A 22470-nucleotide genomic window follows, 5' to 3' on the forward strand; every position below is an offset into this window, starting at 1 on the left:
TTACGGCCGGGCGAGGCCGTCGCGCAACGTCGCGCGGATGCGGGCCGCGGTGGTCGCGTCGATCGGTCCCAGCACGCCCTTCGCCGCATCCGGCAGATGCGCGGCCGGATCGCTTTGTCCGCGGAACACCAGATGGTCGAAGACGGCGCGGAACGCGTCGCGCTGATCCGCCGGCAGCGGGGCGATCGCCAGTAGCGCGTGGAGCAGCGCGTCATAGGGATTGCCCAGCTCGGCCGGCGCCGCATTCCACCAGTAGTTGACGAAGGCATTGACCGGATCGAGCGACTCGACGGCATGCCACCAGTGGAACGGGATGTAGATCGCATCGCCCGGCGCCAGCGTCGCGGTCTGGGCGACCTTGGCGGCGTCGGCGAAGCGCGGGAAGCGCGCGAGATCCGGCGCGTCGGGATCGACGAGGCTGACCGGCGTGCCCGCCGGCGTCAGCTCCAGCGGCCCCATGTACAGATTGGCGACCTGATCCGGCGGAAACAGCGTGAAGCGTCGCCGCCCCATCACCACCACGCCGATATTCTCCATGAGGTCGTAATGCGTCGCGACGCGGATCGCATTGCCCAGCCAGATCCGCGGCACCACGTCCGGTGCGACCAGATCCGTCGCATTCGCCTCGGCGAACCCCGGCAGCAAGGTGGGCAGCGGCACCGACTGGACCGCCATCGCGAAGGGCTCGCTGCGATCCCGATCGCGCAGCAGTCGCGCGAGGAACGGGTCGAGCGGCGTCTGCCCGCGCACGAAGTTCATCCCGGTGAGATCGTCGTTGTAGAAGAACCGGCCGCCGATCGATGGTTCGCCGAGGATCGCGGCGACCGGTTCGCCGTGGCTGAACCGCTGGAGATAGGCGACGCCCTCCTCCGCCGAACGCTGCGCGGCCTGCACCGCGGGCCAGTCGCGCCCGACCTGCCGCAGCACCACGGGCCGGCCGGCGGGGCGGATTTCATTGTCGAAGGTGCGCCGGTCGACGTTGGCGATCTCGGGCAGCGCCTGCGCGGTCATGCGGCGACGCCCGTCATCGCGCAGCCGTAATGTGCCAGCAGCTCGTCCTGCCGCGGCAGCAGATGCGCCGTCTCCTCGACCACGCGCCGGATATGATTGAGCCGCGACAGCGTCTCGGCATCCGACAGCAGATCGGCGGCGGGATGATATCCGCCCGCCGCCACGCCCTGCCCGACCATCACCGACAGCCAGCTCGTTTCGGTGAACAGTTCGTCGTGCTCACGGAAGACCCGGCCGTTGGCGGCGAAGACGGCGAGTTTCTCGGCGAGTCCCGGCGGCGGTGCCAGCATGCGGCAATAATCCCAGAAGGCGGTGTCGCGACGCTGCGTCGCCTTATAATGGAGGACGAGAAAATCGCGGATGTCGAGATAGTCGGCGACGTGCGCGGCGTTGAACTTGTCGATCTCGACCCGGTCGAAACGGCGCGTCGGCCAATAGGTCAGCAGCCGCGCGATCGCCGACTGGACGAGGTGGATGCTCGTCGATTCCAGCGGTTCGAGGAACCCGCCGGCCAGTCCCAGCGCGACGACGTTGCCGACCCAGGCACGGCGGCGATGGCCGGCGGTAAAGCGCAGGAAGCGGGGATCGGCCAGCGGCGCGCCGTCGAGATTGGCGAGCAATGTCGCGGCCGCCTCGTCGTCGGACAGATAGTCGCTGGCATAGACATAGCCGTTGCCGATGCGATGCTGCAGCGGAATGCGCCACTGCCACCCCGCCGCACGCGCCGTCGAGCGGGTGAGCGGCTGCCGGTCGCCGCCGTGCGCGCAGGGCACCGCCACCGCGCGGTCGCAGGGCAGCCATGCGCTCCAGTCCTCGAACCCGGCCTGCATCTCGCCTTCGATCAGCAAACCGCGAAAGCCCGAGCAATCGATGAACAGGTCGCCAGCGACCCGCGTGCCCGCGGCGAGCGCTACCGCGCTGACATGGCCGGTCTCGCCGTCGCGTTCGGCCGCGACGATCCGCCCCTCGATACGGCGCACGCCGTTCGCCTCCGCCAGCCGCCGCAGGAGCTGCGCGTACAGGCCGGCATCGAACTGGAAGGCATAGCTCAGCTTCGACAGCGGCGATCCCGGCTGATCCGGACGCGGATGGCCGAACCGCCCCTGCAGGCCGGCGACGATCGCCAGCGAATAGGCGTCGAGCGGCGTGGTATCGCCGAGCGCCTGCCCCTTCAGCCAGAAATGGTGGAACTCGATCCCCTTCATGTCGAGCCCGTAGCTGCCGAACGGGTGGACGTAGCGGTGGCCGGGACGGACCCAGTCGACGAACTCGATGCCGAGCTTGTAGGTCGCGCGCGTCTCGCGCATGAACTGCGCCTCGTCGAGGCCGAGCATCTTGTTGAACAGGACGATCTGCGGGATCGTCGCCTCGCCGACGCCGACGGTGCCGATCTCGTCCGATTCGATCAGTTCGATCGTCAGCCCGGGCATCTCGCCGAGGACGCGCGACATCGCCGCCGCCGCCATCCATCCCGCGGTGCCGCCGCCGACGATCACGACGCGGCGGATCGCATCGTCCCTCACAGCGGGTCCGCCGAGAAATCGAACGGCGATTCCGATGCGAACGAAAAGGTCGGGCCGGCGGCTGCGGCCGGCGCCGCTGGTGCGACCGCTGGCGCGGCAGGCTGGCCGGAGATATGGCGGAGGAAGTCGCCATGGCTCGGCAGACGACCGGCGATGTCGAGATACTCGCGGCGCATTTCCTCCAGCGCGCCGGCGACCCGCTCTTCGTCGAGTGCGTCGACCGCCGGCTCATACTCCTGCGGCACGATGTCCTGGCCCAGGCACACGCTGACCCAGCTCGTCGTCGCGAACAGCTCGCGGTTCTCGCGGAACACCCGCCCCTTGCCGCGGAACAGCGCGATCTTGCGCGCGAGGCTGTCGGGGATGTCCATCGTGCGGCAGCGATCCCAGAACGGCGTGTCGCGGCGCCGCGTCGCCTTGTAATGGAGGATGACGAAGTCGCGGACGTCGGCATACAGCTCGTGCATCTGCGCGTTATATTCGTCGCGCTCGACCGGATCGAAGCGCCGGTCGGGGAACAGCGCGATCAGCCGCGCGATGCCGGACTGGACGAGGTGGATCGAGGTCGATTCGAGCGGCTCGATGAAGCCGCTCGCCAGCCCCAAAGCGACGACGTTGCGGTTCCACGCCAGCTTGCGGCGACCGGTGGTGAAGGCGAGATGACGCGGCGCCGCAAGCGGTGCGCCCTCCAGATTGGCTAGCAATTCGCGCTCGGCATCATCGGCTTGCTGGAAGTCGCTGCAATAGACGAGCCCGTTGCCCATGCGCTGTTGCAACGGAATCCGCCACTGCCAGCCCGATCCGCGCGCGGTAGCGCGGGTGAACGGATCGGGATCGCCGCTATAGGCGCTCGGCACCGCGACGGCACGATCGCACGGCAGCCAGTGCCGCCAATCCTCATAGCCGGTCTCCAGCGTCTCCTCGATCAGAACGCCGCGGAAGCCGGAGCAATCGATGAACAGGTCGCCGCCGACGGTCTGCCCGTCGTCCAGCTTGAGCGCGGTGACATGACCGTCCTCGGGCCGCTGCGCCACCGCGACGACCTTGCCCTCGATCCGCTGCACCCCGTTGCGTTCGGCGAAGCGGCGCAGGAAGCCGGCGTAGCGCACCGCGTCGAAGTGATAGGCGTAGAACAGGTCCTTGACCGCCGATTGCGCCTGCGGTGCCGGGGGTGCGAACTTGCCGGCCTGCGCCGCGACCGCGCTCATCGACCAGGCGGAGATATCAGGCAGCACCCGCCGCTGCCGCTCGCGCAGATAGAGCTGGTGGAAGTGCACCCCGCCGAGGTCGTGGCCGTGCGCGCCGAACGGATGGAAATAGCGCTCGCCGATGTCGCCCCAGCCGACGAATTCGATCCCCAGCTTGTAGGTGCCGCCGGTCTCGCGGATGAACGCATGCTCGTCGATGCCGAGCATGCTGTTGAAGGTGCGCAGCGGCGGGATCGTCGCCTCGCCGACGCCGACCGTACCGATCTCCTCGGACTCGATCAGCGTGACGCGCGTGACGCCGTTGTTGAGGAAGCGTGCCATCGCCGCCGCCGCCATCCAGCCCGCCGTCCCCCCGCCGAGGATGACCACGCTGCGGATCGTATGTTCGTTCATCTGCCGAGCCGTTTCCGCTGTGAGTAAAAATACGCGTCGAGATCGGGACATCGCGACACCGCCTGGCCGATCGCCGCGCGATAGGCCGCCATGGCGCGATCGCTGTCGGCGGCGTCGGTCGTCTCGATCAGCGGATCGATGCGGCGCGGCATCGTCCCCTGCCCGATCAGCACCGTCAGCCAATCGTCGCGCGAGAAGGTCTCCTCCTCGAAGAACGGCAGGCGGCCACGCTCCCGAAACGCCGCCAGCGTCCGGGCGAGGCTGTCCGGAAGCGCCGCCAAATCGCGCCAGAACGGTTCGGAGCGCTGCGCCGTGGCATAGTGACAGAGCACGAAGTCGCGCACGCGCCCCACCTCCGCCTGCGCCTGCCGGTTGTAATCGGCGATCTCCAGCGGATGGCAGGCGCGGCCCGGCAGCATCGCGACGATCCGGTCGATCGCGCTATGGGCGAGATGCAGGTTGGTGAAGTCGAGCGGTTCGATCACCGTCGCGGCATCGCCGACCGCCACGCAATTGTGCGCCCACGGCTCTGGCCGGGTGCCCTGACGGAAGGCGACCGCCGGCGCGATCGCCGTCGCGCCCGCCGTCGCCAGCGCCTCTTGCGCGTCGGCCTCGGCCAGGAAGGCGCCCGCGTAGCAAAGGCCATGCGACGTCCGGTCCACCGTCGGCGTGCGCCAGCGCCAGCCGGCCGGCGTGGCATGGACCTGATCCAGCGCGGTCATTCGCTCCGGCGGCCCATCCGCCGTGACCAGCCGGTCGCACCGCAGCCAGCGCTGCCAGTCCTCCCGGACATCGTCGATCGCGCCGCGTACGGTCGCGCGGGGACCGGAGGCGTCGACGAACAGATCCGCACTTACCACCGTGCCGTCCGTCAGCAGCAGCGCGTCGACGAACCCGTCGTCGCCGCGCCGTCGCACCGTGGCGACCTCGCCATCGCGCACCTCGACCCCCAGATGCCGCGCGAACGCCTCCAGCATTGCCCGATAGCGCGGCACGTCCAGCATCACCGCCGCCTGCACCTCCGCGACGATTCCCGCCGGCGGGATCGGCATCCGCCCGGCCCGCGCCAGCATCGCCGCGGGTGCATGCGCCTCGAACGGCGCCGCGGTCCCCGCCCGCGCCGCGCGCAGCCAGTGATGGTGGAAAGAGGCGGTTCCGAACGGCTGGCCACACGGCCCATAAGCATGGACATAGGCCGGCAGATCCCCGGCCCAGCCCTCGAACGCGCTGCCCAGCCGCCATACGCCGCCGGCGCGCAACACCGCATCGTCCTCGCTCAGGCCGAGGTCGTCGTGGAAGCCGATCGTCGACGGCAGCGTCTGCGCGATGCGATCCGCGAGCGCGTCGGGCGGCGGCGGCGTCGCGACGATCGTCACCGCCACGCCGGGCACGCGCCGGCGCAGCGCCACCGCCGCCGACCAGCCGACGATCCCGCCGCCGACAACCGCGATGCGCGTGATGGGCGCGTCGAGCGGCGTCACGCGGCGGCCGGCATCGGACAATAATCGGCGAGAAAGGCGGCATGCGCCGGCATCGCGCCGACCGCCGCGGCGATCTCGCCCCGCATCCGTTCGAGCCCCGCGACGAGGCTGTCGGTGGACGGTGCCGCCGCCCGCGGGTCTGCGCCCGTCGGAACGACGCGCTGCCCGAGATAGACGGATACCCAGCTGGCATCGAGGAACGCGCCCTCGCGATATTTGACGACGCGGCCACGGCGCCTGAACAACGCCATCTTCTCCGCAAGGCTGTCCGGGATCGGCATCGTCCGGACGTAGGTCCAGAACGGCGAATTGTCGCGCTCGGTCGCGTGATAATGCAGGATCAGAAAATCGCGGACGCGATCATATTCCATGTTGATCAGGCGGTTGAACTCGTCGCGATCGACCGGCGCGATGCGTTTCTCAGGGAACAGTTCGATCAGCGCGGTGATCGCCTGCTGGACCAGATAGAGGCTCGTCGATTCCAGCGGCTCGAGAAATCCCGACGCGAGGCCGACCGCGACGACGTTGTTCACCCAGCTGCGCGCGCGTCGTCCGGCCTTGAACCGCAGGACGCGCGGATCGGCGAGCGGCGTGCCCTCCACCGCGGCGAGCAGGGCGTCGGTCGCGGCGCCTTCGGACAGGAAGTCGCTGGCGAAGACATAGCCGTTGCCGGTGCGGTGCTGCAGCGGGATACGCCAGCGCCAGCCGGAGGGCATCGCGATCGCGCTGGTGTACGGCGTCACCGCCGTCGCGGTCCGGCACGGCATCGCGACGGCACGGTCGGCCGGCAGCCAGCGCGACCAGTCCTCGAACGGCTCTGCAAGTTCCTGACCGATCAGCAAGGCGGCGAAGCCCGAACAGTCGACGAACAGATCACCCTCGACGCGTCGCCCATCCGCGAGCACGAGCGCGGTGACGTCGCCGCTCTGCGCATCGCGTTCCACCGCGACGACCTTGCCCTCGGTACGGCGGACGCCGAGCCCCTCGGCGATGCGCCGCAGATAGGGCGCGAAGGCGACCGCGTCGAATTGATAGGCATACCCGAAGGTCGAAGCGATCTGCTGCGGGTCGCGTGCCGGCTGGCCGAAGCGGTTGGCCCGCGCCAGCGAACAGGCCATCGAATAATGCTCGATCGGCGGCAGCGGCACGCCGGCGCGTAGCAGGCGGGTGTAATAATGGTGGAACTGCACCTCGCCGCTGCCGCGTCCGAACGTGCCGAAGGGATGGATGTAGCTGTCCCCGACCCGCCCCCAGTCGCGAAACTCAATACCCAGTTTGAAGGTGGCGCGCGTCGCCGCCATGAACTCGGCTTCGACGATGCCGAGGCGCTCGTTGAAGGCCCGGATATGCGGCAGGGTTGCTTCCCCAACCCCAATGATTCCAATGGCTTCCGATTCGATCAGCGCAACGGTGCATCGGCTGGGCAACAGCTTGGCGAGCGCGGTGGCGGCCATCCAGCCGGATGTCCCCCCTCCGACGACCACTACCCGCTGCCGCTCCGCCCGTTCCATCCACTCTGCCCATGACCAGCGCGGTAATTTCCTCCGCCCTTGTCCGCGTCATACCGGAATTTGGGTGCCCGGGAACCGTCTTTCGCCCGCAATCCGGAAGTTCGTGGTAGCGCAAACAAATTGGCTTGCCTTGAGCATTTTCCGGTCGTACCTGAAGTTCCAAGATGCCGCACGGTCTGCCGTGCCGAGACATCGATAGGGAAGACAGTTGGGGATGTTATGATGGCCGACGATAGGCAGCTTGCGCGCGTGGTTCGTACCCGGACTCGTAGCCGGGCTATTCTCAGCAGCGTTTCGGCTACCGCGATGTGCGTATTCGCACTCGGCGTACCCGCTTATGCACAGACCGGTGCCGCCAGCGGCCAGAACACCGCGGGGGCGGCGACGTCGACCAACGTGCCGGGTGGCGATCCCGCCGCACCGCAGAGCGGGGGAGCCGATGCCCGCGACGAGGCGGGCGAGAACGACATCGTCGTCACCGGCATCCGGCAGAGCCTCGCCAACGCACAGACGATCAAGCGCAATTCCGACACCGTCGTCGACGCGATCACGGCGCAGGACATCGGCGCGCTCCCCGATCGCTCGGTGACCGAGGCGCTGCAACGCGTGCCCGGCGTGTCGATCAACCGCTTTGCCGGCAACAACGATCCGGACCATTTCTCGGTCGAGGGCTCGGGCGTCAACGTCCGCGGCCTCAACTTCGTCCGCTCGGAATTCAACGGCCGCGACACCTTCTCCGCCGGCATCGGCGGTCAGGCGATCAACTTCGCCGACGTGCCCTCCGAACTGCTCGGCTCGGTCGAGGTCTACAAGAACGCCACGGCCGATCTGATCGAGGGCGGGCTCGCCGGCACGGTCAATCTCAACACGCGCAAGCCCTTCGACAACAAGGGCTTCCACATCGGTGGCGGCCTCGAGGCGAATTACGGCGACTTCGCGAAGAAGTGGGCGCCGACCGGCTCGCTGCTCGTCTCGGATACCTGGGACACGCCGATCGGCCGGTTCGGCATCCTCGTCAACGGATCCTATTCGCGGCTGAAGAGCCGAGCCGACGGCATCCAGGTCACCAATTTCCAGACCCGCGACGGCGTCCAGGCGGCGACCGGTACCGGAACCAACACGACAGTGACCTGCCGCAACCAGCTCCCCGGCAGTACCGATGCCTTCACGCTGCCGCCCGGCACGATCAACGGCGTCGGCGGCGCGGCCTTCCCCAACCCGGCGAACGTCTGCGGCGCCACCGGTACGGCGGGCGCGGACGGCTTCGCCGACCCCACCGGCATCGCTTATGCCCCGATCGGTGGCCAGTTCCGCAGCCAGGACTATGATCGCAAGCGCGATGGTCAGGCGCTGGCCGTCCAGTGGGAAAGCACCGACGAGCGCACCACCTTCACCGCTCAGTTCCTGCGTACCCATTCCACCAATGCCTGGGGCGAACATACGTTCGAGACCGCGCCGGATCTGTCGGAATACAGCACCTATCCGGCCGGCTGTCAGCAGAACAGCAACGGGCCGATCAACGGCGCCGGCAATGCGACGACGCGCGCGGAATGCCAGCTCAATGGCGCAGGCCAGTTCCAGTTCGGCGCGAACCAGCGCGGCAACGGCTACAATCCGGCCGGCGGCGCCTATCCCAATTTCACCTATGACAGCAACGGGCTGTTCCAGAGCGGCTTCGTCACCCTCCCTGGCGCCGGCTGGCGGACCGCGTCGAGCGGAACGGCGACCACCACCGTGCCGACCGGCGGCACGCAGCAGTCGCTGTCGCGGCGGCAGGTCTATGACGAGAACCTCGTCAAGGATGCCGGCTTCAACCTGAAGATCAATCCGGACGATCATTGGTCGATCGGGCTCGACGTCGACTATACCTATGCCAAGCACGACGTGACCGATCTCAGCGTGTTCGGCTCGACCTTCGCCGATTCCGAACTCGACCTGACCGGCAATCTGCCGATCGTCGTTCCGCACAAGCCGCTGACGCTTGCCGCCAATTGGGCGACGCCCAACCCGGCGCTCGCCGCCGCGACCGACAGCCAGTATTTCCAGAGCCGCGACTTCCAGTTCTGGCGCGCGGCGATGGACCACATCGAGCACAGCGTCGGCTCGGAATATCAGATCAAGGGCGATTTCGCCTACAAGTTCGACGACGGCAATTTCCTGAACCGGATCAAATTCGGCGCACGTTATGCCGAGCGGACGCAGGACGTACGCTACACGGCATACAATTGGGGCGCGATCAGCGAGATCTGGTCGGGTGCGCCGGTCACCTTCAACCAGGGCGACACCAGCCGATCGTCGTTGTACAATTTCGACAATTTCTTCCGGGGCAAGACCAGTGCTCCGCCGAGCGCTTATTATTACAACGGCGACCTGATCAACGGCTACAATTCGGCGACCAGCTTCTTCCAGACGCAGAACGACATCTGGCGCAACACCAACGGCGCCACCGCGACGAACCGGTTCCTGGCCGCGGGCCAGCGTGCCGGCGCGATCCCGGGAACGTCGTTCCTCCCCTCGGAAGTGTCGAACGTTACGCAACAGGACAGCTCGGCCTATGCGATGCTGCAGTTCGGCAGCAAGGATCCGCTGTTCGGCAACATCCGCGTGTCGGGTAACGTCGGGCTGCGCTACGTCCGCACGACGGTCAATTCCCAGTCCGAAACGGCGGTACCCAATCGCAGCGAACTGGGCGTGGTCGATCCCTATGCCACCCGCTGCGTCGCGACGTCGCGAACCTTGCCGGACGGCACCGTCCAGGTCACGCAACCGGGTGGCGTCTGCAACCTGGGCGCGACCGAATATGAGCGGCTGCGGTCGTTCGCCACCGCCGGCTATGCGTCGCAACCCGCGTTCTTCACCAACAGCTACGGCTATTTCCTGCCGAGCGCGAACCTCAAGGTGGGGGTAACGCGCGACGTGGTCATCCGCCTCGCGGGATCGAAGGTGCTGACGCGTCCGGACTTCGCCAACATCCGCCCCTATGTGACCTATGCCCTGGAGCCGGGTTCGGGCACCGTCACGATCAACGCCGGCAATCCTTACCTGAAGCCGGCCACGGCGTGGCAGTTCGACGCGACCGCGGAATGGTATTTCGCCCGCGTCGGCCAGTTGTCGGTCGACGCCTTCTACAAGACCGTCGACGGTTTCTTCTATCAGTCGCTGGTCAATCGCTCGATCACCAACAATGGCATCACGCAGAACATCCAGGCGCGTGGTCCGGCAAATTACGCCGGCAAGGGCAAGATCAGGGGCTTCGAGGTCGCCTATCAACAGACGTTCGACTTCCTGCCCGGCTTCCTCAATGGCCTTGGCTTTAACGGCAACTATACGTTCATCGACAGTTCGGGCCTTCCCAATTCCTTCCTGAACGGTGGGACACCGTCGTCCGGGTCGACCGTCGCCAAGGGCAATCTGCCGCTGGAAGGATTGTCGAAGCACAACTTTAACGCCACGGCCTTCTACGAAAAGGGACCGATCTCGTTACGCGCCGCCTACAATTGGCGTTCGCGGTTCCTGCTGACCGCAGCCGACGTGATCTTCCCCTATACGTCGATCTTCAACGACTCGACCGGGCAGCTCGACGCCTCGGCGTTCATCAATATCAACAAGTACATCAAGCTCGGCGTTCAGGGGGTGAACCTGACGAATACGACCACCAAGCTTCTGCAGGCGTATAAAGCCGGATCCAACGATCTGGCGCCGCGATCCTATTTCACGAACGATCGTCGGTATTCCATCATCCTGCGCGCCAATTACTGACGGTCGGCACTTGACGCAGCCGCCCCTCCCCTTCTGTTCGCCGATGGGGTGGGGCGGCTGTCCGATTCGTGACAGCTCGCCGTCCCGCTTGGACGGTCAGCCGTTGCCGATCGTCACCGCGTCGCCGAGACTCTCCGCGACGTGCGCCATGCCCGGCACCTCCGCCAGTTGACGAAGATCGCTGAACCCGCCGCGATCGTCGCGATAGCGCGCGATCTCGAAACCGTGGCCCTTCAGCGCGGGGATCGCATCCAGCGCGTCGGAGGTCGCCGTGTTGATGTCGATGGGGGATGTGGCGTTCATAGGTCTGCCCGCTCCCCTGACGGAAGTGTCGCACCGCTTTCGTGCGACGGGCCGCCCGGCGCCTGATCCTGGACGACATAATGGATCGGCTTGAACGATCCGCCGTTCGACGCCGGCGCCGAGCAGGCGGTGAGACCGATCACCAGATCCATCTGCGCGACGAAGCTGATGCTGTCGCCGGCCTTGCTGATCGGTGGCAGGACCGAGAGCTTGCCGGTCGCCGCATCGATCGGCACGTTCATGAAGCAATTGAACGCGACCGGGATCTGATCCGGCGTCACGCCGAACGGCGCGAGCGCCGCGGCCAGATTGCCGAAACATCCCCGGTGCCGGGGGAGTTCGGGATAGAAATGGTCGAACGTCGCATAGGAGCACGGCGTCAGCAGGAAATCGTGCACGCCGACCGTATCTGCCACGATCTCCAGCATCGCATTCGATCGATTGGAGTAGAGCGTATGTCCCGTGGTCAGGCGGATCGTCTCGGCGTAATCGAGCGTCCGGCCCGACGACAGCACCTCACCCAGATCGTCGGCCCGGAAGGCGAGGAGATCGGCGACCTGGCAGCCGCGCGGATCGATCACCGTGAGGATCTGCCCTTTCGCGAGCCGAAACGCGTCGCCGCTCCGCTCCGGGATCTCGACGGTTCGATCGGCCAATGGATGATCCCTCACTTGCCGGAATACCGGAACGGGCACTGCCAGCCGCCGTCGACGGCCCGGCCGCTGTATTGGCGCGCCTCGCTCGCCTCGCCATGGCGCGACAGCATCGGATTGCGCGAACCGGCGAGCACCTCGTCGCGCACCATGATCTTCTCGCGCATCGTCTCATATTTGCCCTGCTCGCGCAGCGTCTCGAACTGATCGTGCAGGTTGAAGATCATCGTCGGGCGCGAAAAGCGCCGTGCCGGGCGACTGGCGCGCGGATGAAGTCCGACGACGAAGAACGCCTCGCCCCCGAAGGACAAAGAGAAATGCGCGTTGGACGGATCGGGACTGACGCGTTCGTCCCACGCCTGCCCCAGCCAAACGTCCTTGTCCGACAGCGACTGGATGCGCTGCCAGATCGCCCGTTCGAACGCTTCCTCGCTGAGGTCGTCCGGCCCGGAGAAGACGACGGCGAAGCTGCGGAACAGCGACGGCTCCGCCCGATATTGTGCGGCGAAACAGCGCAGGCGATCGTGGATGCGCAGATCGTCCCACGCACTCGCGATGTCGCGCGCGCCGAGGATGTCGAGCGTCCCCTTCGCCAGCGCCGCCTTGGCGCCGACGCAGGGGAAGCCTTGATCGGCGATATAGGCGGAGAGCAGCAGGCTCGCTTCGTCCTCACTGGGGTCCGCCCAGCTGAACATCGGTTTCGTTGATAGCATGACAGGAGAACGAGGCGCACTTCGCGGCGTTCCTGATCCGGGCCGACCTTGATCCGGCTCAATCAGAAAAGCCACATTGGGTAACGAGCGGATGCCGGTATCCGTGACCGCAACGGAGGGCGTCCTTCGACGAACCACTCGGCGACCGCGCGGTCGGTCGCGATCCGGCGATGCTGGCTTGACACTGACCCGATAACAGTAGCTTACCCTACGTAACGTCCGCCGGGGGGTGGATCTTAAAACGATAGGGCGCAGGGTGGCAGACGATAAGGATGCCCGTCGGGCAGAAGCGCTTGCGAGACTGCTCGTGTTGGACACGCCCGAAGAGCAGGCGTTCGACGACATCGTCTTCATCGCCTCGCAAACCTGCGATGCACCGATCGCGCTCATCAGTCTGCTCGACACCGATCGCCAGTGGTTCAAGGCGAGGATCGGGCTCGATGTCAGCGAAACGCCCATCCACCAGTCAGTGTGCCGGCTCGACATCGACGATCCCGGCGTGCTCGAGGTCGCCGATCTGACCGCAGACATGCGCACCAACGACAATCCGCTCGTGACCGGGGACCGTGCGTTCCGCTATTACGCCGGTGCGCCGTTGACGCTGCGATCGGGCGAAATCGTCGGACGCCTGTGCGTGATCGACACCGAGGCGCGTCCCGGCGGGTTGAGCGATACGCAGAAGACGTTGCTCAATGCGCTCGCCCGGCAGGCAAGCGATCATCTCGAACTGCGGCGGATCGCGCGTGGCAGCGAACGCCTCGCCGAATTGCAGACCGCGCTCGTCCAGATCGGCGAAAGCATCCGCAACAGCCACGACGTTCAGGCGATGACCCGCGCCGCGTCGGCGATCGTCGGCGCCGTGCTCCAGGTGTCGAGAGCCGGATTCGGCTCGGTCGACGAGGATGTCCGCCACATCGACGTCGAGCCCGACTGGACGGCGCCCGGCACCGCCAGCATCGCGGGCCGACACCGGTTCGAGGATTATGGCGCCATCCGCGATCACCTCGTGCGTGGCGAGCCGCTCGTCATCGAGAATGTGCTGACCGATCCGCGGACCATCGACAATCCCGGTGCCATGACGGCTATCGGCGTCCACGCGCTGGTCAACATGCCGGTTCGCCAGCATGGCCGCACCGTGGCGGTGCTGATCGTCAACGCCGCCGCGCGGCGCATCTGGCAGCCGGAGGAGCTGACCTTCCTGCGCAGCGTCGCCGACCGGCTGGAAGCCGGCGTCTCGCGCGTGCGTGCCGAGCAGCAGCAGGAGATGCTGAACGGCGAGATCGCGCATCGTCTGAAGAACATGCTGTCGATGGTACAGGCGATCGCGAGCCAGACGCTGCGGGACGTTCCCGATCGCCGCCCCGTAGAAAGCTTTGAGCAGCGGCTGATGGCGCTCAGCGCGGCGCACGACGTGCTGTTGCAGAAGAGCTGGACCGATGCCGACCTGCGCGTCGTCGCCGCGGCGGTCGTCGAGGCGGTCGGCTTCAGCGATCGCGTTCACATGGACGGTCCCGAGATCGCGCTCGGCTCGCGCGCGGCCTTGTCTTTTTCGTTGGTCATGCACGAGTTGATGACGAATGCGTGCAAATATGGCGCGCTGTGTCAGACCGGAGGGCATGTCGAGGTGAATTGGCGCGTGGAGGCGACCCAGGCTGGCGACGAGCTCGTGGTGCGCTGGCGAGAGACGGGGGGCCCCCCCGTCATCGCGCCGAGCCGGCGCGGCTTCGGGTCGAAGCTGGTGCGGCTCGGCCTGGCGGGGACCGGCGGCGTCGACCTGCGCTTCGAACCCGACGGACTGCAAGCCGACCTGCGCGCGTCGGTCCGCCAGTTGGCGCAGACGTGATCGGGACAGCTATCATCGAACGTCCCGTCGTACTCGTCGTCGAAGACGAACCGCTTCTCCGCCTCTTCGCCACCGACATGATCGAGGATGCCGGCTTCGCGGTGATCGACGTCGGCAGCGCCAGCGCGGCGATCGCCGTGCTGGAGAGGCGCCCGGACATTCGCATCGTCTTCACCGACATCGACATGCCCGGCGGGATCGACGGCATCAAACTCGCCGCGTGCGTCCGCGACCGATGGCCGCCGATCAAGATCATCATCACCTCGGAAAAGCCGTGGCCGACCGGCGTCACGCTGCCGACCGATGCGATCTTCTTCTCCAAACCCTATCGTCAGGATCGCGTCATTAGCACGATCCAGCAGATGGCGGCCTGAGCCGCTCGACATCCATTATTGCAGCGGCTCTTGCTCTGGCGGTCCGTCACCCCGGACTTGATCCGGGGTCCCGCTACGTCCTTCACGGGTTCCCATCGGGAAAGCGGGAGCCCGGGGTGACGGCAGGGAAGGAGAAGTCGCGGCGCCGACGAGCGTCGATCCGGCCTATTCGACGGCGGTCAGGGCCTCTTCGTGATAGGCGTTCATCCGCTGCAACGCCGTCTCGCTCAGCGCCACGACATCATCGTCGACCTCGATCATGCCTTCCGCCCGCAGGTGCTTTATCCAGCGGTCGCCGATCATCTTGTTCTTCGACGTGAGATTGACGGCATTGTCGATGTACATCGTCTGTCGCCGCAGCGCGGCAATGTACATGTGAAGCATCATGTCCCACGCATATTCGTCGAAGATGTCGGCGGGAAAATGGCCGTAGCGCAAGGCCCTCAGCGCGACCTGCGTCTTGGCCATATCAAGACAGCTTTCGAATGACGCCATTGTTGACCCCTGATCCACCCGCATTTCGGTAGTCGCCACCGGGCTGGCGGTGTATCGATCGTCCGCGGCACGCGTCCAATGCCACAGGGAGACGCGAATGACGAGCCAAATGGATAACGGTCGGCTGCTTGCATTGCTGGATGCGGCCCTGGTCGAAGCCGATCTGATCGGACACACGCTCGCTGCCGCGCTGCTTACCGAATGCATTGCCACGGTGCAGCACAATGGCCGAATGCGCGGTCATTGACCTGAGCATCCACACTATCACGACCGGCATCCTGCCGTCAGAGCGGCAGCAGGACCCGCACCTGCCTCGCTGAACGCCTCTCCGCCTGCCGGCTCACGACACCACCGTACCGCTGCGAACGACCGGTTGATTAAGATACGATAGCGTACTAATCAAAAGCGAACGTAGAACGAGGGGCGTCAGGATGGTGTCGTTGTCGACGAAGGTCGTGTTTCTCACCGGGGCGACCGGCAATATGGGTCGCGAGGCGGTCAAGCGACTGACCGCGAAAGACGATATCACGCTCCGAGTCCTGCTCCGCGCGGAGGAGCGCGACGGAAAATTTGCGCGGCAGATGATGGGCATGAAGGGCGTCGAGATCGTCACCGGCGATCTGACCGATGCGCGCTCGATCGAGACCGGCGTCCGTGGGGCGGATGTCGTGCTGCACGTCGGGGGACTGGTCTCCCCGCTGGCGGATCATCTGCCGCCCGCGACGGTGAGCGCGGTGAACGTCGGGGGCGCGCGCAATATCGTCGCGGCAATCAAGCGTGTCGGCGATCCGGATCGTACCCGATTGGTCTATATCGGCACGGTCGCCCAGACCGGCAGCCGCAACGCGCCGATCCATTGGGGCCGGACCGGCGATCCGATCAAGATCAGCACCTACGATCATTATGCCGTGACCAAGACCCAGGCCGAAGCGATCGTGGCCGAAAGCGGCATCCGGCACTGGGTATCCCTGCGCCAGAGCGGCATGGCGCATTTCGACATGTGGCGGATGTTCGATCCGATCATGTTCCACAATCCGCTCAACGGCGTATTCGAATGGTCGACGGCCAACGACAGCGGCCGGCTGATGGCGGCGGTATGCGACGACGCGGTTCCCGACAGCTTCTGGCGCGGCTTCTACAATATCGGTGGCGGCGCCGCGTCGCGCGTCGTCAACCATGAATTCATGGCCGGCAGCATGGCCGGTTACCGTGACGTCCTGCGCCCGCACTGGTTCGCGACGCGCAATTTTCACGGCCAATGGTATGCCGATAGCGACCGGCTCGAGGCGCTGGTGCCGTTCCGCGAACAGTCGGTGCACGATTATCTGGCGGAAGCGCCCCGGCATATTCCGGCGCTCGCCCGGCTCGTGCCGAAGCTGCTGCCGAAGATGGTGCGCAAGCGCATTGAAAACCTCGCGGCCGCGCCGGGCGGATCGCTGCACTGGTTCGCAACCGACGACGCGGCGCACATCGCCGCCTATTTCGGCTCGCGCGCCGCGTGGGAAGCGATCCCGCGCGACTGGGCGGCGTTCGAACTGAAGCAGCCGTCGCGCACGCCGACGCTGCTCGACCACGGCTATGACGAGACGATCGCGCCCGCCGACTGGCGGCTCGCCGATCTGCAGGACGCGGCGCATTTCCGGGGCGGCCAGTGCCACGCGGAGAGCTGCGACGGACCGGATCGGCCGGTGGACTGGTCTTGCGCGCTCGGCCACCGCTTCGCGATGACGCCCAACCTGCTGCTGCGCGGCGGCCATTGGTGCCCGACCTGCCAGATCGACAGCATGTGCTACGATCGGGCCGCCGAGCGCAGCCCGTTCTTCCGGCAGGTCTGGACCGAACCGACCGCCGCCGCCGACGCATGACGGGGCGTCGGGTCAGCGCAGCGGCAGCGTAAGCCGCGTCGTCGGCCTGCTGAGCGAGTAATTGCGCCCGCGCCAAGCGAAGCTGCCCGGCAGGGACGCGGGCCGGGTGATCTCCGCCGTCATGCTGCTGCCCTTGACACGATAGCGGACACGCACCGGGCCGGCAGGCGTCGCCGCGGTCGCATCGACCCGCTTCAGATCGCCGAGCGCCGGCGCGATCCGGACGGACCGGTACCCGGCCTCGCCCGGCCCGATGCCGGCAACGATGCCGAGCAGGTCCGCGGTCGGATGCGCGCTCCAGGCGTGACTGTCCGAGCGCGTGTCGCCGCGTTCCTCCGGCCAAGTCGTATAGTTGAGCTTGAGCAGATCCCGCCACGTATCGAGCAGGCGCAGATACCGGTCCCCCTGCCCGGCGTGGACGAACGCCTGTGCGAGATACCAGGCGAAATAATAGCTGGTCGTGAACAGGCCGGCGGGCGCGTCGATCCCCTTCCCCGGCGCGACGATCCGGTCGAGGATCGCTCTCGCTTCCTCCGGCGTCGCGACATCGTACAGGATCGCCAGCGCGTTCATATGCTGGCTGAAGACCGTGCCGTCGGGATTGTCCGCGAACAGGCCGCGGGCGGGCACCCAGCAGCGGGTGCGGATCGCCTGCTTGACCGCTTCCGCCTTCGCCGCGTCCGCCTCGCCCCGCGCCCTGTCGCCCAACGCCGCTTCGATCCGCGCACCCTGTTGCAAGGCGCCCAGCCAGCTGACGCTCATCAGGCAGCTTTCATTGGTGCTGCCATAGGACGGGAAGATCTTGCGGTCGGTGGCGGGCTGGCCGACCCAGTCGATGAAATTCCATTGCGGGTTCTTGCCGAGCAGGCCGCTCGGCTGCTGCCACGGCTGGAACCAGTCGATCACCTGCCGCATCCGGTCCAGATGGCGGACGATCGGGGCCGTGTCGGGCTGCCGCATCCGCCAGTCGTCGAGCATCGCGACCCAGATCAGCGAAAACGGCGCGATGACGTTGCTGGTCCGCTGCGGATAGGCACCGTCCATCAGGCCGCCGTCGACGTTCGATCCGGCATAGGCATCGATCGCCTGTTCGGCGAGGCGGGGATCGCCGGCGACCGCGTAGGAGATCAGCATCTGCAACCGAGTATCGCCGGTATATTGCAGCTGCTCCCAATAGGCCGTGTCCATATAGGTTTCGTGCGCGTCGATCCGCGCCGTCCGCCAGCCGACGTCGAAGATGCGGGTCAGCGTCGGATCGTCGCTGGCGAAACGGCCGACCTGACGGAACGGATAGCCGGTCTCGAACGCGCGCAGCCCGGTCAGCACGAGCGGCTGCGCCTTGGTGGTCACCGCGATCTCGGCATAGCGCCACGTCCGCCACCACAAGGGTGCGAAGGTCCGCGGCCGGCCATCGGGCAGGAAGGTGTCGTGGATACCGAAGATGGCGCGATCGCCGATCAGGTTGCGGTCGCCCTTCTTGCGGTTGGCATCGTACAGCGCCTCCGACCAGGTCAGCGTGATCGTCGATCCCGCCCCGCCGCTCACGTCGAGTTCGGGATAGGCGGAGACCATCGCGTCGCGCTGGATCAGCAATTTGACGCTGCTGTTGGCGGGCACCGTCACGGCTTGCCGTGGAAAACGCGCGCCGCCGGCAAGGTCGGTGCGGACGACCGTACCGGGCGTGGTGGCGTCATAGGATTGCAGCGGCAAGCGGTCAGCGACGAGCGTGCGCCCGGCCGCCTCCGGCGCCGCCACGGTGTCCTGCCAGCCGGCGCCGCGCTCGACCGGGCCGGTCCAGTCGACATCCGCCTTGGCCGCGTCGATCGTTTCGGGATGACCGGCGACATAGAACCAGCCGCCCTTGATGATCTGTCGCCAGCCGTTCTCGAAGCCGTGCCCCGCATCGCGGCGCACCCGCCAGCCGGGACGGTCGGTCGACAGCGCCGCCGCCTCGCCATCGCCCGCCAGATGGAAGCCGGTCGCGACGCTCTGCTGGAAATTGGGCGCGGTCTGCGTGAAGAGCGCGGCCCCCTCGGCGTTCCGGACCTGTTGCGGTGTCGGGTCCGGCGGCAGCTTCAGCGGCTTGACGCCGTTCCATACGACCGCGGCGACGACGTTGCGGCCGCGCGTCAGATAGGGTGCGAGATCGACCGCCGTCTCGCGCCAATGTGCGACGTCGCCGGTCGATGGCCCTGCCGCCACCCGCCGGCCGTTGACGTAGAGGATGAAGCGATTGTCCGCGCTCACCCGCACCGGATAGCGGCGGGGCTGCACGGCAAGATCGACCGTGCGCCGGAAATGCAGAACCACCGGATTGGCGGCTGCGGGCAGATCCGCCTGGGTGATCCAGCCCTGCGCCGCCGGCTGGGCGATGGCTGCGCCACTGACGCCCGCGAGGATCAGCGCGATCGATGCCGAGGCTTTCATCATGGACTCTCCGTCGCGCACCATTGTGCCGGCATCATCGCCGGATCTCGATCGTCACCGGCCCGACGAGGCCGGCGGGTACCGGCTTCAACATCTTGTACCCCGCCAGCTTCGGGTCGATCATCGCATTCTGCGGCGTATTGGCGATCGCGATCGCCAGATCGTTCGGTCCGGCGCGGACCGCGTCGGTGATATCGACGCGGAACGGCGCGGTGATCGCCGGTTGCAGCGCACGGCCGTTGACCGACACAGTCGCCATGTCGTGCACCGCGCCGAGATCGAGGATGATCCGCGGCTTGCCCCCGGAAAGCCAGCCCGGCTCGACCTGCATCCGCCGCCGGTAGGTCCCCGTTCCCGAAAAGGATGAAAGGCCGTCGATCGAACGCCAGTCGCCGAGCGCGATGGCATCGATCGTGCGGTCGAACGGCTGTCGTCCGCTATGTCCGGCCGCGCCGAACGTCCAGCCCGAGGCGGGCAGCGCGATCCGCTCGACCGCGACCGGCGGGGTCATATCCCGTGGCCCGGTTGCCGGATCGGCCACCAGCAGGGCGCTTTCGCCCCCCGCCAGCGGCAGCGCGATGCGGACGCCGGCACCGCCGGGCTCGGCCGCGACGGGGGCGATCGACCCGTCCATCGCGTTCCAGCGCGACACGTCGCGCGCGCCGGGCAGGATCATGCCGGCATCGCGCGGGCTGTCGGCGAGATTGTGGACGAAGGTCACCGTGCGGTCGCCGACGCGCCGCTGGACATAGACGACATCCGCGACATCGCCGGCGGTGAAGGTCAGATTGGCCGGCACGCGCGCCGTGCGCAGCGCCGGCACGATCCCGCCGAGCGGCAGGACCCGGCCGCCGGCCTTCAGCGTCGCGGCGATCGCGGTTTTGACGCGACGGTCGCGCCGGACCGCATCCGCCAGGCCTTCGTCGCGATCCGGCGTGCGATCGGTGAAGATCACCGGCAATCCGGCCTTGGCGAACCGGGCGATTGCCTCGGCGGTTTCGGCGCGGATGCCCGCGATCGGCGGCAGCACCAGCGCAGGATAACGCGCGCCGCCGCGGGCGACGAGCTGGCGCCGCTCGACACGGGCATCGGCGATCGCATCGGGATTGATCCGGTCGAAATCGTAACCGCCCGCGATGAAGGCCTTTTCGGCGGCCTGCTTGCCCGCCCCCCCATCCTCGATCCCGACATAATAGCCGGTCTGCCCGTAGAAATAGGCGAGCGGCACGACGGGCTGCCCCTGCTGCAACACCGACTGCATGCGGCCGAGATAGCGCGCGAGCGTCGGCACGCCGGCCCAGATCGGATTGCTTTCGGTGAACATCGTGCTGAAGCCGAGCGCGAAGGGACTGGGCTGGAAGGCGTGCCAGCCCGGCCACGCGCCATCGGTCAGGCGATAATCATGGCCGTGCACGACCAGGCTGTTGACCCCGCCGGCGAAGATCAGGTCGGCGCGGCGGCGCAGTTGGTCCGGCGTCACGTCATACGGGTGATCCTTCCACACCAGACTTTCGGCGGAGACGATCCGGTGGCCGTAGAGGTCGGCACCGGAGCGCGCGAACCGCATGAAATAGGGATCGCCTTCGTGGACCAGATCCTCGGTCTCGGGAATATCGACGATGCCGTAACCGCGCACGATGTCGATCGCGCCGCCGTGCGCCTGGAACTTGGCTTGCAGGCCGTGCGCGTGGTTCCACGCGACATAGGGTTTGATGAAGCCGTCGAACATCAGGTCGGACACGGTCCGGCGATAATCGCTGCGGACGCGCTCGGCGGTGGCGTCGCCGGCCTTGAAATAGGGCGGCGAGAAATGCTCGTTCCACGCCTGCATCCAGCCCGGCTGCAAGGTCAGCGGCAGATATTGCGTCAGGTCGTAGCCGCGCCGCTTGCGGAACTCGGTGAGGAACTGACGCCCCCACGGCAGGTCCTGCATCAGCTCCAGACTGTCGACGAAGGTCGAGCGGATGCCGACGGGCTTCGTGCCGAGCGGATCGCCGACGCGCGCGGCATGCGCGGCGAAGGCGGCCGGGTCCATGTGATCGAGGATGAGCTGCGGCCCCTGCCCGGCCGAACCCAGCACGCCCATGTTCGAGGCATATTGCTTGAAGACGAAGACCTGCCATGTCCCCGCCGGCGCCTGCCAGTCGAGCGTGCCGTCGGTCCGGAGCTTGTCGGTCAGGATGACCGCGCTGGCCGTGTCGAGCGCACCCGAAGCGATGACGTCCTTCCACGGGGAAAGCTCCACCCCCATCATCGTGCTCGCATCGGTCTTCAGCTGCGGCGCGGTGCCGCGCATCGCCACGACCGCGACGATCCTCGCCTGCGCGTCCATCCGTGCCGGCCAGTCCGCCACGCGCGGGTCCTTCACGCGCGCGTCGAACATCGAAAGCGCGCCGAGCCGCTTGGTCCGCGCCGGCATGACCAGCTTGACCGGCGCCCCGGTGCCGCCGGTCACCTGCGTGCGCGCCATGGTCAGCTCGACGAACGCCTTTTCGGGCGGAATGGCGAACCCGCCGCCCGACGGCCATGCCGATCCGAGCGTATAGTCGAGCGTCAGCCCGCGCGCCGCTGCGGCCTTCGCCGCTGCGCGGACATGGCCGAAGAAAGCGGGTTCGGCATAATCGTTGACGCGCGCTTTTTCGTCGGGCGTCAGCGTCGCGAAATTGGGGGCCAGCGCCTGGATCTCCGCGCCGCCGAAGCCCGCCGCGTCGATGACGCCGATCTCGCGCTCGATCTCGGCATCGTTGACCGCCCCGCCCGGCCACCACCAGCGAAAGCGCGGGCGCGCTTCCTTGGGGGGATTACGGAACCCGTCCTCCAGCGACTGCGCCACCGCGGGCGCCCCCGTCAGCATCAATGCGGCGAGACACGCCCCGGTCATCATCGCGTGGAGCCGCATGGCGGTTCGATC

General features: G+C 67.2%; 16 protein-coding genes. 5 read left to right on the forward strand and 11 right to left on the reverse strand.

From position 1 onward, the window contains the following. The 5 genes from MC45_RS07115 to MC45_RS07135 are packed head-to-tail and all read right to left on the reverse strand — an operon-like array spanning position 1 to position 7070. Positions 1 to 1011 carry a cupin-like domain-containing protein gene (locus MC45_RS07115; protein ID WP_038661257.1) on the reverse strand — a complete coding sequence of 337 codons (1011 nt, stop codon included), beginning with the start codon at positions 1009 to 1011 and terminating at the stop codon, positions 1 to 3. Continuing rightward, a complete protein-coding gene (locus MC45_RS07120) occupies positions 1008 to 2534 on the reverse strand; it encodes a tryptophan halogenase family protein (RefSeq protein WP_038661259.1) in 1527 nt (508 codons plus the stop codon). Before MC45_RS07120 ends, MC45_RS07115 begins: the two co-directional genes overlap by 4 nt. Continuing rightward, complete coding sequence (locus tag MC45_RS07125) at positions 2531 to 4135, reverse strand: tryptophan halogenase family protein (RefSeq protein ID WP_038661262.1); 1605 nt, start codon at positions 4133 to 4135, stop codon at positions 2531 to 2533. Before MC45_RS07125 ends, MC45_RS07120 begins: the two co-directional genes overlap by 4 nt. Further along, the gene (locus MC45_RS07130) at positions 4132 to 5637 is read right to left on the reverse strand and encodes a tryptophan 7-halogenase (RefSeq protein ID WP_081974364.1); all 1506 of its coding nucleotides are present in this window, start codon (positions 5635 to 5637) and stop codon (positions 4132 to 4134) included. Before MC45_RS07130 ends, MC45_RS07125 begins: the two co-directional genes overlap by 4 nt. Next, positions 5613 to 7070 (reverse strand): tryptophan halogenase family protein, encoded by a 1458-nt coding sequence (locus tag MC45_RS07135; protein ID WP_245640866.1) that lies wholly within the window; start codon positions 7068 to 7070, stop codon positions 5613 to 5615. Before MC45_RS07135 ends, MC45_RS07130 begins: the two co-directional genes overlap by 25 nt. A 363-nt stretch (positions 7071 to 7433) precedes the next feature. On the opposite strand from MC45_RS07135, the gene MC45_RS07140 reads away from it, so the two are divergent. After that, entirely contained in the window at positions 7434 to 10886 is a 3453-nt protein-coding gene (locus tag MC45_RS07140; protein WP_038661268.1) for a TonB-dependent receptor, read from the forward strand. 96 nt (positions 10887 to 10982) lie between these two features. Here MC45_RS07140 and MC45_RS07145 read toward each other — a convergent pair whose 3' ends face one another. The 3 genes from MC45_RS07145 to gntA are packed head-to-tail and all read right to left on the reverse strand — an operon-like array spanning position 10983 to position 12537. Further along, the gene (locus MC45_RS07145) at positions 10983 to 11189 is read right to left on the reverse strand and encodes a ComEA family DNA-binding protein (RefSeq protein ID WP_038661271.1); all 207 of its coding nucleotides are present in this window, start codon (positions 11187 to 11189) and stop codon (positions 10983 to 10985) included. Next, positions 11186 to 11845 carry a DUF1989 domain-containing protein gene (locus tag MC45_RS07150; RefSeq protein WP_052075551.1) on the reverse strand — a complete coding sequence of 220 codons (660 nt, stop codon included), beginning with the start codon at positions 11843 to 11845 and terminating at the stop codon, positions 11186 to 11188. Before MC45_RS07150 ends, MC45_RS07145 begins: the two co-directional genes overlap by 4 nt. 11 nt (positions 11846 to 11856) lie before the next feature. Then, positions 11857 to 12537 (reverse strand): guanitoxin biosynthesis heme-dependent pre-guanitoxin N-hydroxylase GntA, encoded by a 681-nt coding sequence (gene gntA, locus MC45_RS07155; RefSeq protein ID WP_081974365.1) that lies wholly within the window; start codon positions 12535 to 12537, stop codon positions 11857 to 11859. 328 nt (positions 12538 to 12865) lie between these two features. Between gntA and MC45_RS07160 the strand changes: the two genes are divergently transcribed. Both MC45_RS07160 and MC45_RS07165 read left to right on the forward strand, forming a co-directional pair. Further along, positions 12866 to 14398 carry a sensor histidine kinase gene (locus MC45_RS07160; protein WP_052075552.1) on the forward strand — a complete coding sequence of 511 codons (1533 nt, stop codon included), beginning with the start codon at positions 12866 to 12868 and terminating at the stop codon, positions 14396 to 14398. Further along, positions 14395 to 14772, forward strand: a complete 378-nt coding sequence (locus MC45_RS07165) for a response regulator (protein WP_245640867.1) — start codon at positions 14395 to 14397, stop codon at positions 14770 to 14772. Before MC45_RS07160 ends, MC45_RS07165 begins: the two co-directional genes overlap by 4 nt. A 165-nt stretch (positions 14773 to 14937) precedes the next feature. On the opposite strand, the gene MC45_RS07170 is transcribed toward MC45_RS07165, so the two are convergent. Further along, a complete protein-coding gene (locus tag MC45_RS07170) occupies positions 14938 to 15240 on the reverse strand; it encodes a hypothetical protein (protein WP_038661277.1) in 303 nt (100 codons plus the stop codon). Positions 15241 to 15364: 124 nt separating this feature from the next. Between MC45_RS07170 and MC45_RS19245 the strand changes: the two genes are divergently transcribed. Then, positions 15365 to 15514, forward strand: coding sequence for a hypothetical protein (locus MC45_RS19245; RefSeq protein WP_156143792.1), 150 nt, complete (start codon positions 15365 to 15367; stop codon positions 15512 to 15514). 184 nt (positions 15515 to 15698) lie between these two features. Beyond that, entirely contained in the window at positions 15699 to 17132 is a 1434-nt protein-coding gene (locus tag MC45_RS07175; protein ID WP_038661280.1) for an NAD-dependent epimerase/dehydratase family protein, read from the forward strand. Positions 17133 to 17144: 12 nt separating this feature from the next. Here the strand turns inward: MC45_RS07175 and MC45_RS07180 are convergent, their stop codons facing one another. Continuing rightward, complete coding sequence (locus MC45_RS07180; RefSeq protein ID WP_038661283.1) at positions 17145 to 19562, reverse strand: alpha-L-rhamnosidase-related protein; 2418 nt, start codon at positions 19560 to 19562, stop codon at positions 17145 to 17147. Positions 19563 to 19593: 31 nt separating this feature from the next. Next, a complete protein-coding gene (locus MC45_RS07185; protein WP_038661285.1) occupies positions 19594 to 22458 on the reverse strand; it encodes a glycosyl hydrolase in 2865 nt (954 codons plus the stop codon). Positions 22459 to 22470 lie beyond the last annotated feature (12 nt).

The organism is Sphingomonas taxi, assembly GCF_000764535.1.
GTDB classification, from domain to species: domain Bacteria; phylum Pseudomonadota; class Alphaproteobacteria; order Sphingomonadales; family Sphingomonadaceae; genus Sphingomonas; species Sphingomonas taxi.